General features: G+C 46.6%; 17 protein-coding genes. 3 read left to right on the top strand and 14 right to left on the bottom strand.

The features are described from left to right. Positions 1-46: 46 nt before the first annotated feature. The 5 genes from IMZ16_RS06655 to mraZ all read right to left on the bottom strand — a co-directional run bounded on the left by IMZ16_RS06655 (position 47) and on the right by mraZ (position 5,299). Positions 47-1,507, bottom strand: a complete 1,461-nt coding sequence (locus IMZ16_RS06655; protein ID WP_193439386.1) for a UDP-N-acetylmuramoyl-L-alanyl-D-glutamate--2,6-diaminopimelate ligase — start codon at positions 1,505-1,507, stop codon at positions 47-49. After that, on the bottom strand, positions 1,507-3,498 hold the full coding sequence (locus tag IMZ16_RS06660; RefSeq protein ID WP_193439387.1) for a penicillin-binding transpeptidase domain-containing protein: 1,992 nt from the start codon (positions 3,496-3,498) through the stop codon (positions 1,507-1,509). Before IMZ16_RS06660 ends, IMZ16_RS06655 begins: the two co-directional genes overlap by 1 nt. After that, positions 3,482-3,847, bottom strand: a complete 366-nt coding sequence (locus tag IMZ16_RS06665; protein WP_073179958.1) for an FtsL-like putative cell division protein — start codon at positions 3,845-3,847, stop codon at positions 3,482-3,484. Before IMZ16_RS06665 ends, IMZ16_RS06660 begins: the two co-directional genes overlap by 17 nt. Before the next feature lie 76 nt (positions 3,848-3,923). Further along, a complete protein-coding gene (gene rsmH / locus IMZ16_RS06670) occupies positions 3,924-4,817 on the bottom strand; it encodes a 16S rRNA (cytosine(1402)-N(4))-methyltransferase RsmH (RefSeq protein ID WP_193439388.1) in 894 nt (297 codons plus the stop codon). A gap of 14 nt (positions 4,818-4,831) precedes the next feature. Next, complete coding sequence (gene mraZ / locus IMZ16_RS06675) at positions 4,832-5,299, bottom strand: division/cell wall cluster transcriptional repressor MraZ (protein ID WP_193439389.1); 468 nt, start codon at positions 5,297-5,299, stop codon at positions 4,832-4,834. 230 nt (positions 5,300-5,529) lie between these two features. Here mraZ and IMZ16_RS06680 point away from each other — a divergent pair, with 230 nt between their 5' ends. Both IMZ16_RS06680 and yihA read left to right on the top strand, forming a co-directional pair. Further along, positions 5,530-6,288, top strand: a complete 759-nt coding sequence (locus IMZ16_RS06680; protein ID WP_193439390.1) for an alpha/beta fold hydrolase — start codon at positions 5,530-5,532, stop codon at positions 6,286-6,288. A gap of 61 nt (positions 6,289-6,349) precedes the next feature. Then, a complete protein-coding gene (gene yihA, locus IMZ16_RS06685; protein WP_193439391.1) occupies positions 6,350-6,973 on the top strand; it encodes a ribosome biogenesis GTP-binding protein YihA/YsxC in 624 nt (207 codons plus the stop codon). Here yihA and IMZ16_RS06690 read toward each other — a convergent pair. The 8 genes from IMZ16_RS06690 to IMZ16_RS06725 form a co-directional block, all read right to left on the bottom strand. Beyond that, entirely contained in the window at positions 6,970-7,296 is a 327-nt protein-coding gene (locus IMZ16_RS06690; RefSeq protein WP_193439392.1) for an iron-sulfur cluster assembly protein, read from the bottom strand. The genes yihA and IMZ16_RS06690 overlap by 4 nt on opposite strands. A 4-nt stretch (positions 7,297-7,300) precedes the next feature. Continuing rightward, on the bottom strand, positions 7,301-7,996 hold the full coding sequence (locus tag IMZ16_RS06695; RefSeq protein WP_193439393.1) for a 3'-5' exonuclease: 696 nt from the start codon (positions 7,994-7,996) through the stop codon (positions 7,301-7,303). Positions 7,997-8,005: 9 nt separating this feature from the next. Further along, positions 8,006-9,313 carry a Fe-S cluster assembly protein SufD gene (gene sufD, locus IMZ16_RS06700; protein ID WP_193439394.1) on the bottom strand — a complete coding sequence of 436 codons (1,308 nt, stop codon included), beginning with the start codon at positions 9,311-9,313 and terminating at the stop codon, positions 8,006-8,008. Positions 9,314-9,336: 23 nt separating this feature from the next. Beyond that, positions 9,337-10,080: a Fe-S cluster assembly ATPase SufC gene (gene sufC / locus IMZ16_RS06705; protein ID WP_193439395.1), complete on the bottom strand. Its 744-nt coding sequence runs from the start codon at positions 10,078-10,080 to the stop codon at positions 9,337-9,339. 156 nt (positions 10,081-10,236) lie between these two features. Continuing rightward, the gene (gene sufB / locus IMZ16_RS06710) at positions 10,237-11,685 is read right to left on the bottom strand and encodes a Fe-S cluster assembly protein SufB (RefSeq protein ID WP_193439396.1); all 1,449 of its coding nucleotides are present in this window, start codon (positions 11,683-11,685) and stop codon (positions 10,237-10,239) included. 49 nt (positions 11,686-11,734) lie between these two features. Next, the gene (locus IMZ16_RS06715; RefSeq protein ID WP_193439397.1) at positions 11,735-12,109 is read right to left on the bottom strand and encodes a four helix bundle protein; all 375 of its coding nucleotides are present in this window, start codon (positions 12,107-12,109) and stop codon (positions 11,735-11,737) included. Positions 12,110-12,158: 49 nt separating this feature from the next. Then, on the bottom strand, positions 12,159-12,488 hold the full coding sequence (locus IMZ16_RS06720; protein WP_193439398.1) for a HesB/IscA family protein: 330 nt from the start codon (positions 12,486-12,488) through the stop codon (positions 12,159-12,161). Between the two features lie 102 nt (positions 12,489-12,590). Beyond that, positions 12,591-13,232: a 50S ribosomal protein L25/general stress protein Ctc gene (locus IMZ16_RS06725; protein ID WP_193439399.1), complete on the bottom strand. Its 642-nt coding sequence runs from the start codon at positions 13,230-13,232 to the stop codon at positions 12,591-12,593. A 93-nt stretch (positions 13,233-13,325) separates the two neighbouring features. Between IMZ16_RS06725 and IMZ16_RS06730 the strand changes: the two genes are divergently transcribed. Beyond that, the gene (locus IMZ16_RS06730; protein WP_193439400.1) at positions 13,326-13,910 is read left to right on the top strand and encodes a Uma2 family endonuclease; all 585 of its coding nucleotides are present in this window, start codon (positions 13,326-13,328) and stop codon (positions 13,908-13,910) included. A gap of 11 nt (positions 13,911-13,921) precedes the next feature. Here IMZ16_RS06730 and IMZ16_RS06735 read toward each other — a convergent pair whose 3' ends face one another. Further along, positions 13,922-14,857 (bottom strand): ribose-phosphate pyrophosphokinase, encoded by a 936-nt coding sequence (locus IMZ16_RS06735; RefSeq protein ID WP_193439401.1) that lies wholly within the window; start codon positions 14,855-14,857, stop codon positions 13,922-13,924. Positions 14,858-14,948: the final 91 nt, after the last annotated feature.

Here is a 14,948-nt window from a genome sequence, read left to right on the forward strand (position 1 = left end):
TGGCGTGGTTCATTTCCAGATTTCCAAATTGCTCAATTTTTCAAAATTATTTACTCATCTTCTTCAGCAAATCTTCTATCACTTCCTTGTCATCAAAATGGTGTTTCACACCGTTGATTTCTTGGTAATTCTCGTGACCTTTGCCGGCAACCAGCACTATGTCCTTCGGCTCGGCAAATTTTATCGCCGCCTTTATCGCTTCCATCCTATCCGGTATCACGGTGAATTTCGCGAAGTGCTGTGGCTCGATGCCTGCCGCTATGTCCTCGATGATTTGCTTTGGATCTTCCTTGCGCGGATTATCGGAAGTAATGATTGCAAGCGTTGATTTTCGAGTGGCAATTTTTCCCATTTGCGGTCGTTTCGCGCTGTCACGATCGCCGCCGCAACCGAATACTGTGATGAGCCTTTCATTATTTGTTCTGATTTGGTTAATACTGTCCAGAATATTCTCGAGCGCATCGGGTGTGTGTGCATAATCCACGATGAAGAAGATGCCGCTCTCGGATTTTAGCGTCTCGAAGCGCCCTTTTACGCGTGGCAGTTTCGAAATCGCCTGCAGTATTTCATCAGCATTAAAGCCCAGCTCGCAGGCTACTGCATATACAAGTAAAAGGTTGTAAGCGTTGAACTTCCCGGTAAGCGCCGTCCAGAATTCCTTGCCGTTGAAATTCAGCAGCATCCCGTTGAAATCCGCCTCGGAAATTTTCCCGTGATAATCTGCCAGCGTTTTCAGCGCGTAGCCGGATTTTTTCGCACTAGTATTCTGCAGCATTACCGTTCCGTTTCTGTCGTCCAGGTTGGTTATCGCCACCGCATCAGCCGGAAGCTCGTCGAAAAATCGCTTCTTTACCTTTATATATTCGTCAAAAGTTTTGTGATAATCCAGATGATCGTGCGTGATGTTCGTAAAGCCCGCCACCTTAAACTTCAGGCCATCCGTTCTGTTCTGATGGATGCCGTGCGAAGAGACTTCCATAAAGGCATACTCACAGCCTGCATCCACCGCCTTCCTCAGGATTTGGTTCAGGGTGAGAACATCTGGCGTGGTATGTGTGGAAGGGAAGGCTTCATCGCCAATCCGAACTTCCACAGTGGAAATAAGCGCAGATTTAAAGCCCAGGTTTTTGAAGGTTTCAAAAAGAAGCGTGGTGGTAGAAGTTTTGCCATTAGTTCCGGTAATGCCCACCAATACTAAGTTCTCGGAAGGATTGCCGTAGAAGTTCGCCGCCATTTTTGCGAGGGCCTTCGCAGAATTTTCCACCTTGATAAAGGTGATGCCTTCCGCTTTCCTTTCCGGCAAATCCTCACACACAATGGCTTTCGCACCATTCTCAATTGCAGAATTAATGAACTGATGCCCATCGGAAACTGTGCCCTTCATCGCCACATATAGCGAGCCTTCGGCAGCTTGCCGGCTGTCAAAAACAATCTTGGAAACTTCCCGGTTTTCATCGCCGAAAATTTCTAATGTCTTTACATTGTTCAATATTTCGCTCAGCTTCATCAGTTCTGCAGGCTTAGATAAATTTTCTGGTTCTTGCTGATGACCGTGCCTTCCAGCGGAAATTGCTCGGTGATTTTCCCTACGCCTTTATAATCCACCCTGTAGCCCAGGTTCTCCAGCTGTGGTATCACATTCTTGCCAATCAGCCCGGTTACATTGGGCATCTTATTGTTCGTCACCGCTATTTTCACATTAGGCTCGGTCATTTTGCTCAGGTCCACCTTCTTTTCCACCAGCATTTCCTTCTCGATGTTTTGCGGTGTTTTCAGGAAGGTTTTTCCCGCAATTTCCTTGAAAACCGGCGCAGCCACTGTGCCGCCGTAATACGATTTTCCGGGTGCAGGCTCGCTTATCATCACATAGCAGGTGTACTTCGGGTCGTCCGACGGGTAGAAGCCGGCGAAACTTGCGCGGTACTTCATCGGGCCTGGCTTCCAGTACTCAAATCTTGCGGTGCCGGTTTTTCCAGCCATTTTTAAATTTGGTGTGTAGATGCTTCTTGCGGTGCCTTTTTCCACGGCTTTTGTAAGAGCGCTGGTCATCATTTCTATCGCTTCCTTCGATGCCATTTTGCTTACCATCACCTGTGGTTTCGCATCGTAGTTTACCTTGCCATCCTTCATTATTTTGTCGATGAACAGGGGCTTTACCATCACGCCTTTGTTGGCGATGCCGTTGTAGAATGTGGTGAGCTGAAGCAGGTTGATATTCGTGGAGTAGCCGTAGGAAATGGAAGCCAATGTGGCGGCGTTCCAGCGTTTGTTTTCCGGCGTTACTATTCTTGGCGTGGTAATGCCTGGCAGCTCTATGTCCATTTTATCCATCAGCTTCCAGCGTTTCAGGTGGTTCAGGAAAACCTGCGGATTTGAGGCGTAGTGCTTGGTGATGAGCTTTGCCGTGCCCACATTGGAAGATTTCGCCAGCACATCGGAAATTTCGTAAGTTCCGCCACCGTGCCCGTCGGAAATTTTCTGTCCAGCATAGGTCCAGCTTCCGCCGCCCACACTTACCGTGGTGCTTTCGTCTATGAAGCCATCGTCCATCGCTGCCAGAAGGGAAACCGCTTTAAAGGTAGAGCCTGGTTCAATATTGTCCTTTATCGCGTAATTGTAGGCATCTTCGTAAACGCCCGGCTCCTTCCGCTGAAGGTTTACCATTGCCCGCACTTTTCCGGTCTTGGTCTCCATCACGATTACCGTTCCGTGCTGTGCGTCGTATTCCACGAGCTGCCTTTTCAGGGCAGAGTGCGCTATGTCTTGTATTCGCAAATCCAGGGTGATATAAACATCCATCCCATCCACTGGCTCTTTCACCTTCCAGAAATCGATGGGTTTCCATTGCGATGAATTCACGCGCTGCTCCAGCCTTGTACCGTCCGAACCTTTCAGGTATTTGCTGAATGCCGCTTCCAGGCCAGATTGCCCGCGCTCATCATCCATGCCTATCGTTCCTGCGCCAATTTCTGAAGTGGCAAGTTCCCGTTTGTAATTCCTATCCACGATGAAGCCGCCGCGGTTTTTGCCTTTGTTAAAAAGCGGAAACTTGCGGATTCTATCGTACTCGTCGAAATCCAGGCCACGAACCAAGGTGTAGTATTGGTTGTTCTTCTTTTTCTCCGCGTCAAATTTTTGGCGGAAATAGCTCTTCGGCTTCCCGAACATTTTCCCGAGAGAATCCGTCAAAGCGTTAACATTGTTGGCGTAAACCGTATCCCGAATCGTTTTGAAATCGATGTAAATATCGTAGCGCATCACCGTGGTTGCCAGGATGGAACCGTCCGATGCGTATAGGTTTCCACGGGCAGCCTGCAGCGTAGCTTCGCGGTAGTTTTTGTTTATATAGTTGTCCCGAATCTCTTCTACATCAGTGTTTTGCAGCACGATGATGCGGGTGATGAACACGCAGAACACCACGAAAGCCGTGGCGGCGAAGAGGTAGCCCCACCGCAATGTGCGCTTCCGCTTGATGTCGTATTCATTTTGCTTTTGCATCCGTGCTGTCCAGTTTTATCAAAAGTTTGTGAGGGTGGCTTTCCAGCGTCATCAGGGAATCGCCTATCACTTCCCTGCCCAGCTGAGATTCCATTTTCACCTTTATCAGCCTGCTTTGCGCGTAGGCATTTCGCGATTTGTATTCCTCCGTCTGCTCTTTCAGCTGGTTCACCAGGCGGATTTTTTGGCTGACCAGGTGGTTGCTGTAGATCATCAGCATCATCAGGATGAAAAGCAGAGCGAGGTATTTGGAGTGTGCCTTTATTTCATCGCGGTTCAGGAAATTCCCTTTCACGATGTCCATAAAGGTCAGCTGCTTCTTCTTATATGTCTGCCTTCTCTTCGCCAAGATTTTATGGTTGATGATTAATAATTGATACTCCCATTAAACTTTAAATTCTAAATTTTTCCTTTTTCCTTGTTTGTTACATCTTAATCCCTGTTCTCAGTTTCGCGCTTCTTGCCCTGCTGTTTTCCGCGATTTCCGCTTCGTCGGGAATTACCGCCTTGCTTTGCAGCAGTTCAAATTTTTTGGAATAATTGCCGAACACATCTCTTTCTGGCTCACCGCTGAACATCCCGTTCTTCAGGAAACGCTTTACCAGCCGGTCTTCCAGAGAATGGTAAGAGATTACCGAGAGTCTTCCGCCCGGCTTCAAAACTTTCAGGGCCTGCACCAGCATTTCCTTCAGCGCTTCCAGCTCCTCGTTCACCTCGATTCTTATCGCCTGGAAAACCTGCGCAAAAAACTTGTTCTGCCGGTTTGCCGGGATGTACGCAAAAACTGATTTCAGCTCAGCCGTTGTATTTATCGGCTTTTCCTTCCGGTAGCTCACGATTTCGCGCGCCAGTTTTCTCGCCTCACGAAGTTCGCCGTAATGGTAGAACAAATCTGCCAGCTGCTCCTCCTCATATTCGTTGATGATGCGCCTTGCATCCAGGTTTTGCCGCACATTCATCCGCATATCCAGCGGTGCATCGCTTCTTGTGGAAAAGCCTCTTGCCGCCTCGTCAAACTGATGGGAAGAAACGCCCAAATCTGCCAGAACGCCGTCCACACCGCTGATTCCATACATCAGCAAGGAATTTTCCAGGAAGCGGAAGTTTTGGTTGATGAGCGTAAACCTCGCATCGTCAATCTTATTTTCCAGCGCATCCAGATCCTGATCGAAGGCGAAAAGCCGCCCGTTTTCCGAAAGCCGCGAAAGAATTTCGCGGGAATGTCCGCCGCCACCAAAAGTGCAGTCCACATAAATTCCATCAGGATTTGTCACCAAATCATCCACGCTTCGTTTCAGCAGTACAGGCTTGTGATACATTGATTATGAATGACTTACGCTAATTCGTCAAAATTAATTTCACCCATCACCTCCTCGGAAAGCTGCGCAAAATCCGCTTCGTTCGTCGCGATGTTTTCCTCATAAGCCGCCTTATCCCAAATTTCAAAGAACTCACCAACACCGGAAATCACGATGTCTTTCTCCAGGCCAGCGAAAGTTTTCAAATCCTTCGGTATCAGGATTCTTTCGGCCTTATCCACCTCTGCCGATTTTACGCCGGCGGTAAACATCCGGATGAAGTCGGCGTTTTTCTTCACGAACCTGTTCAGCCCGTTGATTTTCTGCATCAGCTTTTCCCACGGTTTTGCGGGGTACACTTCCAGGCATTTTTGAAACACCGCACGCTTTATGATAAGCTCTTGATTATCAATGCTTTGCAAATGCTTCACCAGCGATGAAGGAAGCTTCAGCCTGCCTTTATCATCGATTTTGCACTCGTATGTTTCAAAAAAGAAATTCATTTGGGGACAAATTTATACATAAATTTCCAAAAATTCCCACTTTTTCCCACTTTTTGACTTATTGTGGATAAGTTTTTTAAAACCGCTAATCAATTGATTGCTAAAATGTTAAAGAACTGTTAATGTTTCTCGTTTAAATTTCACACCCTTATCTTGAATGATTTTTAATAAAAACTTTTCCTTTATATTTTTTCGTGAAAGTTGTAAATTTGTTGCTTGCTCATCGCATTATGACTTTCAATTTTAAAAAGGATAAAAAATTCTCTTACATCGAAGAAGGTGAGGGCCACCCAATCATCTTGCTGCAAGGCTTGATGGGCGGTCTCAGCAATTTCACTTCGCTTATTGGGTACTTCTCGTCCCGCGGTTTCAAGGTGTTTTTCCCGGAACTTCCAATTTATGATTTACCGGTGCTGAACACCAATCTTTCGGCACTTGCGAAATTCGTCGCCAAATTCATCGAAGAAAAAGTGGGTGAGCCTGCTACCATCGTCGGAAATTCAATGGGCGGGCACATCGCCTTGATTTTAACCGTCAATCGACCGCATTTGGTGAAAAACCTTGTGCTGACGGGAAGTTCCGGGCTTTACGAGCGTTCTTTCGGCGACAGCTTCCCGAGAAAAAGCGACCGCTCTTACATCCGCCGGAAAACGGAAGAGGTGTTCTACGATCCCAGCGTTGCCACGGAAGATTTGGTGGATGAGGTTTTTGCCATCGTGAACGACCGTGGCAAAGGCATCAAAACCGTGATGCTTGCACGAAGCGCCATCAAGCATAATATGGCGAAGGACCTGCACAAAATTGAAACGCCCACCTGCATTATTTGGGGCAAGCAGGATAATGTGACGCCGCCTGATGTAGCGGAAGAAATGCACCGCCTGATACCGAATTCTGACCTGTTTTGGATGGATAAATGTGGCCACGCAGCAATGATGGAAAAGCCGGATGAATTTAACGAGATTCTTTATAACTGGCTGAAAAATAAATAGTTATATGTTGAATTAAAACTTATAAATTCAAAGTTAAAAAGCTACTGCAAAAAACAAAACGATGCTCATCCAAACCGCTGAGTTTGTAAAAAGTTCCGAGAAGTGGCAGAGTTGCCCGCCGCCTGAATTGCCAGAGTATGCCTTCATCGGCCGCTCGAATGTTGGGAAATCTTCGCTCATCAATGCAATGGTAGGCAGGAAAGATTTGGCGAAAACTTCACAGACGCCCGGAAAAACGCAGCTCATCAACCATTTCATCATCAATGAAGATTGGTACCTTACGGATTTGCCGGGCTATGGCTATGCTAAGGTTTCCAAGGTGCAGCGGAAGGATTTTGAGAAACTCATCACCAATTACATCCTGAACCGGAAAAATCTCGTGAACCTTTTCGTGCTGGTAGATTCCCGGCACGAACCGCAAACCATCGATCTGGAATTTATGGAGTGGTGCGGCGAAAGCACAATTCCGTTTAGCATCGTTTTCACGAAAACGGACAAGCTAAAACCTGCGGCCATCACTGCAAACATCGAGAATTACAAGGCGAGGCTTTTGGAATTTTGGGAAGAGCTTCCGCCCATCTTTTGCACTTCCGCTGAGAAGAAAATTGGCACGGATGAAATCCTGAATTTCATCGAAGAAACCAATGCTGATCTGGAAAGGCAGGGCGTGGTTTTCGGGAGCTAAAGCATCCCCAGCTCAAATTTCGCTTCCTCGCTCATCATATCCTTGTGCCACGCCGGTTCGAAGGTTAGTTCTAGATCCACGCTGCGCACATCTTTCACGATGGCCACCTTGTCTTTCACTTCCTGCGGCAGCGTTTCTGCCACAGGGCAATTCGGCGTGGTAAGCGTCATCACCACCTTTACATCGCCTTCGTCGGAAATCTGCACATCGTACACCAGCCCAAGTTCGTAGATATCCACCGGGATTTCCGGATCGTAAACGGTTTTCAGGACACGGATGATATTTTCGCCAATTTCTGCAATCTGTTCATCTGTAAATGCCATAGTATCAGTCAGTTAGTCGTTCAAGCAAGTCTTCCTGGCGCATTTTCCGGAAAACATTGGCTAAAGTTAATACATCTTTTTCACAATAATCTACGATGCGCTGCAAATCTTTTTCCCGGTGGTAAACTTGGGCAACCATCGAGCCGTCGATGTCGTCTTTCGGCGTGGGAACTTTGAAGATGTGCGCCAGAAGTTCCAGCGAGACGAAGGTTTTATAATCGCCAAACTTCCAGAGCTCCATCGTATCCAGGTGCGGAATATCCCACGGTTTTTTCCCGAAAGTCTGAAACGGAAGCGGCGGCATAAAGCCGTTAATCATACATCGCCGCGCAATCCACGGGAAATCGAATTCCCTGCCGTTGTGTGCGCAGAGGATTACGCCGCTTAATCTTGGGCTGTTGAAGATTTTACCAAAATCCGTGAGGATTTTCTTCTCATCATCACCGAAAAAGCTGCGGATTTTCAGTTTTTCGCGCTCCATCATTCCCACAGAAATGCAGATGATTTTGCCAAACTCCGCCATTACGCCGGCTCTTTCGTGATAGAAATCTTCCGCGGAAATTTCGTTCCTGCGCTGCGCGAAAGTTTTTTTGTCCCAAAGTTTCTGTTCAGATTCCGGCAAATCTTCCCAGGCTGAAGCGTTCGGTACCGTTTCAATGTCGAGAAAAAGCACCTTTTCTATGGGAATATTCTGCAGCATTTTGCGCGCTTAAAATTCCATTTCCACTTCGAGTTTTTCAGCAAGAAGTTTTGATAATTTCAGCCTAAGTGCCTCAATATCAATATTTTGCATAGCATCATTGGCAAAGGCATAGAGCAGAAGTGCCTGCGCTTCTTTTTTGGAAATTCCTCTTGCACGAAGGTAAAAAAGCGCATCTTCATCCAGCTGACCAACGGTGCAGCCGTGCGAGCATTTCACATCATCGGCGAAAATTTCCAGCTGCGGTTTGGAATCTATCGTAGCGCCCTCGCTCAGCAGCACATTGTTGTTTTGCTGATAGGCATTGGTTTTTTGCGCAATTTTATCTACGAAAACCTTCCCGTTGAAAACGCCGTGCGCTTTATCCTTGAAAATGCCTTTGTAATTTTGGTAAGATTCGCAATTCGGCTCGTTGTGGTGCACCGCGGTATGATGATCCACCAGCTGTTCATCGCCGATGATCGTGATGCCGTTCATAAAGGAATTGATGTTTTCGCCTTCGTGAATGAAATCCAGATTGTTTCGCACCAGCTTTCCGCCGAAAGAAAAAGTATTCACCGTGGCCAGCGAATCGCGTTTCTGGCTTGCGTAAGTGTTGTCAATCAGGTAGGTTTTCTGCGAATCGTTCTGAAGTTTGTGCCAATCGGCCTTTGCATTTTGCCCGACGAAAATTTCGGTAACGGTATTGGTGAACACAAAACTTTCATCAAAATTATGATGGCTTTCGATGATTTCCACTTTTGCACCCTCTTCTGCAATCAGCAGATTCCGCAAGTTATAAAATGAGTTAGTTGTCTGATTATCAGAAATATAGAAGATATGTATCGGCCTTTCTACCACCACATTTTTCGGAATGTGCAGGAAGAAGCCGTTTCTGCAATAGGCCGCATTCAGATTCGCCAGGGCATTGTTTTCGTCGGCTAACTTGTTGAAATACTGCTCGAAAGCTTGGCGGTGGTTGTCGTCATTCAATGCGTAGCGCATCGAAAGCAGCTCTGCATTGGCAAAGGAAATTTTCGAAAATTCCTTGTGCAGAACGCCATTGATGAAAACGATGCGGTCAAAATTCTCTTCGCCCACCTGAAGCTCATCAAGCTGCGCTTTCGTAACGCTGTGATTTTCAGCGGGAAAGAAGTTGTAATCTTTCTCGGTAATTTCTTCAAGCGAAGTGTATTTGTATTCCTCGTCCTTTTTCGTGGGGAAGCCTTTTGCCGCAAATTTCTGCAGCGTATCCTTCCGGAAATCATCCAAAAAACGGTGGTGCAGGCTGCCTAAAAATTCTTCGTGCTTATTCAGGATTTGATTATAAAGTGCCATTCTAAAAACTTCAAAATTTCAAACTAATTCACCAGCCAATCGTAGCCTTTTTCTTCGAGCTCAAGGGCTAAAGATTTGTCGCCGGTTTTGATGATTTTCCCGTTGGCAAGCACATGGACAAAATCAGGCTGAATATAGTCCAGAAGCCTTTGGTAATGGGTGATTAAGAGCACGGCGTTCCCAGAATTCTTAAAGGAATTCACGCCTTCCGCCACAATTCTCAGCGCATCAATATCCAGTCCAGAATCCGTTTCATCCAGGATGGCAAGTTTCGGATCCAGCATCAGCATTTGGAAAATTTCGTTGCGTTTTTTTTCTCCGCCGGAAAATCCTTCGTTCAGCGAACGGGATAGAAAATCCGGACGGATGCCCAGTTTATCGGCCTTTTCACGAATCAGCGCCAGCATTTCCTTTGCCGGCATTTCTTCCAGGCCTCTGGCTTTTCTGTTTTCGTTGAGAGCGGCCTTGATGAAGTTCGTCACCGAAACACCCGGAATTTCCACCGGGTATTGGAAGGACATAAAAATCCCTTTGTGGGCGCGCTCTTCTGGCGCATCTTCCGAAATATCCTCACCTTCGAAAAAGATTTCCCCGTCAGTAATTTCGTAGTCTTCTTTCCCTGCAATCACCGATGACAGCGTGGATTTTCCGGAACCGTTCGGGCCCATAATTGCGTGAACCTCACCAGGATTAATCTGCAGGCTGATGCCTTTCAAAATTTCCCTGCCTTCCTCAATTTTTGCGTGTAAGTTATTGATTTGTAGCATTTTACCTATTTTATTTTTGAAAGTCTCAAATTTTTCGATACTCAATTTGTGACTGTATCCTAATTGTTTTCAATTGTAATTTACGCATCAAACGGAATAATTTCCAAGTCTTCGGAAACCATAATAGCCGTATTAATTGCCTTATCCGCTTCCTAATTACCCCACACTTCCTTCCAGAGAAATTTCCAATAATTTCTGTGCTTCTATCGCAAATTCCATCGGCAGCTTGTTCAGGACTTCCTTGCTGAATCCATTGACAATCAGCGCAATAGCTTTTTCCGTGTCAATCCCTCTCTGATTGCAGTAGAAGATTTGGTCTTCGCCGATTTTGGAAGTCGTGGCTTCGTGCTCCAGCTGTGCCGTGGGATCTTTAATTTCCACATAAGGGAAGGTGTGCGCACCGCATTCATTGCCCATCAAAAGCGAATCGCACTGCGAAAAATTCCGTGCGCCCTTTGCCGTTGGTAAAACCTTCACCAAGCCACGGTAAGAGTTTTGCGATTTCCCTGCGGAAATTCCTTTGGAGATAATTGTAGATTTCGTGTTTTTCCCGATGTGTATCATCTTCGTTCCGGTGTCTGCCTGCTGTTTATGGTTCGTCACTGCGATCGAATAAAATTCTCCCACAGAATTATCCCCCAGCAAAACACAGGACGGATATTTCCAGGTAACGGCAGAGCCGGTCTCCACCTGTGTCCACGAAATCTTCGAATTTCTGTAGCAAAGCCCGCGCTTTGTCACGAAATTATAAACGCCGCCGTTTCCGTTTTCATCGCCAGGAAACCAGTTCTGCACGGTGGAATATTTGATTTCCGCATCATCCAGCGCAATCAGCTCCACCACTGCAGCGTGCAGTTGGTTCTCGTCTCGTGCAGGCGCTGTGCAGCCTTCCAGGTACGATACATAGCTGCCCTCATCGGCTATTACCAGCGTGCGCTCGAACTGCCCTGTTCCCGCCTGATTTATCCTGAAATATGTGGAAAGCTCCATCGGGCATTTTACACCTTTCGGGATGTAGGCAAAAGAGCCATCCGAAAACACGGCGGAATTCAGTGCGGCGTAGAAATTATCAGTTCGCGGAACCGCTTTCCCGATGTACTGCCGAACCAAGTCAGGATGGTTTTTAATTGCCTCGGAAATCGAGCAGAAGATGATGCCCTTCTCCTCCAGCGTTTCCTGAAAAGTCGTCTTCACGGAAACCGAATCCATCACGATGTCCACAGCAACGCCAGCAAGCCTTTTCTGCTCCTCGATGTTGATGCCCAGCTTTTCGAAAGTTTTCAGAAGTTCCGGGTCCACTTCGTCCAGGCTTTCCAGTTCTGGTTTTTTCTTTGGCGCGGCGTAGTATTTTATTGCCTGGAAATCAGGTTTTTCGTAGGTTACATTCGCCCAGTCCGGTTCCTCCATTTGCTGCCAGTTTCGGAAGGCTTCCAGGCGCCATTCCGTCATCCAGTCCGGTTCCTCTTTCTTCGCGGAAATCGCCCGGATGATATCCTCATTCAGCCCTGCAGGAAACTCCTCGTACTCAATATCGGTATAAAACCCCGCTTCGTACTCCTTGGTTTTCAGGTCTTCCCGTAAATCGTCTTCAGTGTATTTGGCCATAATTTCAATTAAGAAATTCAGAAATTGGGTGATTAAGAAATTAATTCGTTCACTTGCTTCCCGCCGAATTTCTTTCTAAATATTTTATAAAGTGATACAGTTCCTTCCCGATTTCCAAGCACCTTTCTGATAAGTTCTTGAAATCCTTCTCATCTATTTTTCCAAGCATCAGCAAAAGGTACAGCATACTCCGCACTTCCGCGCTGCTGCCTTTCGCCATCCATAAAAAGCGGATGAATTGCCGGTTATTATTATATTCCGAGCCTTCCGCAATATTATTAGAGATTGAAATTGTCGCTCTTTTCAGCTGGTCTGCCAGTGCAAATTCTTTATTAAAGCTCTCAGCATCAAGCAGCTGGAAAATATCAACTGTAAAGTCAACAGTTTTCACATACACAGGGAATTGTTCAAAAGAAACCGTCATAATGTTTCTGCTAATTTCTTAATCTCCAAATCCCCTAATCCCTTAATTTTTAAAGCGAAAAACTCTCCCCACATCCACAGGTTCTTGCAGCGTTCGGGTTGTTGAACACGAAGCCTTTGCCGTTCAGCCCGCCGGAATATTCCAGCGTAGTTCCCGCCAGATACAGAATCGATTTTTTATCGACAAGGATTTTAATGCCATTGTCTTCAAAAACCTGATCGGTATCGGCCTTCGCATTATCGAACTTCAGCACATATTCCAGGCCGGAACAGCCGCCGCTTTTCACGCCTACACGGATGAAATCCTTCTCAGGTTTGAAGCCGTCTTCCTGCATCAGCCTTGCCGCCGTAGCTTTCGCCTCATCGCTTACCTTGATCATTTTTAATTAGAATGTTTTCAGATTGCAAAGTTACGAATTAACTATAAAGTCCGGGCACAAAAAAACCTGCCTAATGGCAGGCTAATTTATCACCAAAGAAATTTATTCAGTAGCTGCAGGCGCTTCAGCATCCGGAGATTCTGTAGCTGGCACTGCAGTTTCTTCTTCATCGTCTTCCATTCCTGCACCGCCTTTCATGGCCGTTCTACTCATCTTCACAGCTACCACCACAGCATTATCAGGGTGCATAAATGTGTAATTTTCGCTCTTGATATCGCCCACATAAAGCTTGTTCCCGATTCTCAGCGGCGTTACATCCACCACGATTTCATCCGGAAGATTAGCAGGGATGGCCTTCAGCTTCAGCTTTCTGAAAGACTGGCGAAGAACGCCACCTGCTACCACGCCTTTCGCACGGCCTGTGATGCGCACCGGCACCTCCATAATCACCGGCTTGTCATCAGCCAGCTGATAGAAATCGGCGTGAAGAATTTTGTCTGTAATCGGGTGAAACTGGATGTCCTGCAGCACGGCAGCAATGGTTTCATCACCGATTTTGAGCTCTACCGTGTGTGCATCCGGAGTGTAAACCAGGTTCTTGAAAGCCTTTTCGTTTGCGGAAAAGTTCACTGGCTGTTCACCGCCGTAGACAACACAAGGGACTAACTCAGCATCGCGCAAAGCCTTTGTGGATTTCTTGCCCACGCTTTCTCTTTTTGTTCCTTGAATTGTAACAGATTTCATTTATAAAAATTTTGAGACCGCAAATGTAAGGACTTTTTTCGAGATGGTGAAGGAAATTGCTGAAAATCTTTAACTTTGTATCAAACTGCGGATATGGAAGTTACCAATTTCAGCGATTTGGATTTATCGAAATCCTATACATACGCCGATTATCTGCTTTGGAAATTTCAGGAAAGGGTAGAACTTTTTAAAGGGAAAATCTTCAAGATGAGCCCTGCATCTTTGCGGTTACATCAAAGGATTTCATTGAAGATTACCGATGTTTTCCTGCAGGCTTTCCGCTCGCATACTTGCGAAATCTATGTTGCACCTTTCGATGTTCGTTTTCCCGATGTAGATGGGAAAATCCGCACCGTTGTTCAGCCGGACCTCTGCGTAATCTGTGATCTGGAAAAGCTGGATGAGCGCGGTTGTCTCGGCGCGCCAGATTTGGTGGTGGAAATTCTTTCGCCCGGAAATTCAAAGAAGGAATATGACAACAAGTACCGGATTTACGAAGAAAACGGCGTAAAAGAGTACTGGATTGTGCACCCCGGCGAAAAAAATGTGCAGCAGTTTGTGCTTCAGGGTGAAATCTTCATCGGGCTGAAACCTGCTACAGAAGGCGAAATCTTACAATCCCGAATTTTCCCGCAGCTTTCTCTAAGCGTGAGCGAATTGTTTTCCGGGATAGATTAGCAATAGAAAAACTAAATCACAAACTTATCACTGATGGATTTATGCTCGTGCACCATATGCATTACCTCTGCAAAAAGCGGCGCGCACGAAAGCACCTTTATCTTCGATGAAAGCTCCGTTTTAATCGGGATGGTATCCGTCACAATCACTTCCGAAAGCTTGGAGTTTTCTATGTTCTCGTAAGCCTTTCCGGAAAGCACACCGTGCGTAGCCATCGCCCTTACGGATTTTGCGCCCTTTTCCATCAGGATGCTCGCCGCCTTGCAAAGCGTTCCCGCTGTATCTATCATATCATCTATCAGGATTACATTCCTATCCTGCACATCGCCTATCAGGAACATCTCTTCTACCACATTGGCTTTCTTGCGCTCTTTGTAGGCTATCACCACTTCTGCGCCCAGGTACCCTGCATAGTTTTTCGCGCGCTTCGCACCGCCCATATCAGGAGATGCAATCGTCAGATTATCAAGGTTCAAGGATGTAATGTAATCCACAAAAATCGTGGAGGCGTACAGATGATCCACCGGAATTTCGAAGAAGCCCTGAATCTGGTCGGCGTGCAAATCCATCGTCATTATCCTTGTAGCACCCGCTGCGCTCAGCAGGTTGGCCACCAGTTTTGCGCCTATCGGTGCCCTGGGTTTATCCTTCCTGTCCTGCCTTGCAAGGCCGTAGTACGGGATTACCACGGTAATGTTTTTTGCCGATGCCCTTTTGGCGGCATCTATCATCAGCAAAAGTTCCAGCAGGTTGTCTGCCGGTGGAAATGTGGAGCCGATGAGGAACACCCTGCCGCCACGAACCGACTGATCGAGAACCGGCTCAAATTCGCCGTCGCTGAACTGCTGAAAATTAATTTTACCCAGCTCCTGGCCGTAGTGCTCGGCAATTTTCTGTGCCAAGTCGTAGCTGGTGCGCGTGCTGAAAAGGTAGGAGGATTGTGCCATAGTCTAAGGATGTTGATGCAAATTTAACCAAAATTTAATCCTCGGAAAGTGCCCCAGAGAGAATTAATAGCAAAAAAACGACCCGCATAGG

The organism is Cruoricaptor ignavus, from assembly GCF_014961145.1.
GTDB lineage: Bacteria > Bacteroidota > Bacteroidia > Flavobacteriales > Weeksellaceae > Cruoricaptor > Cruoricaptor ignavus.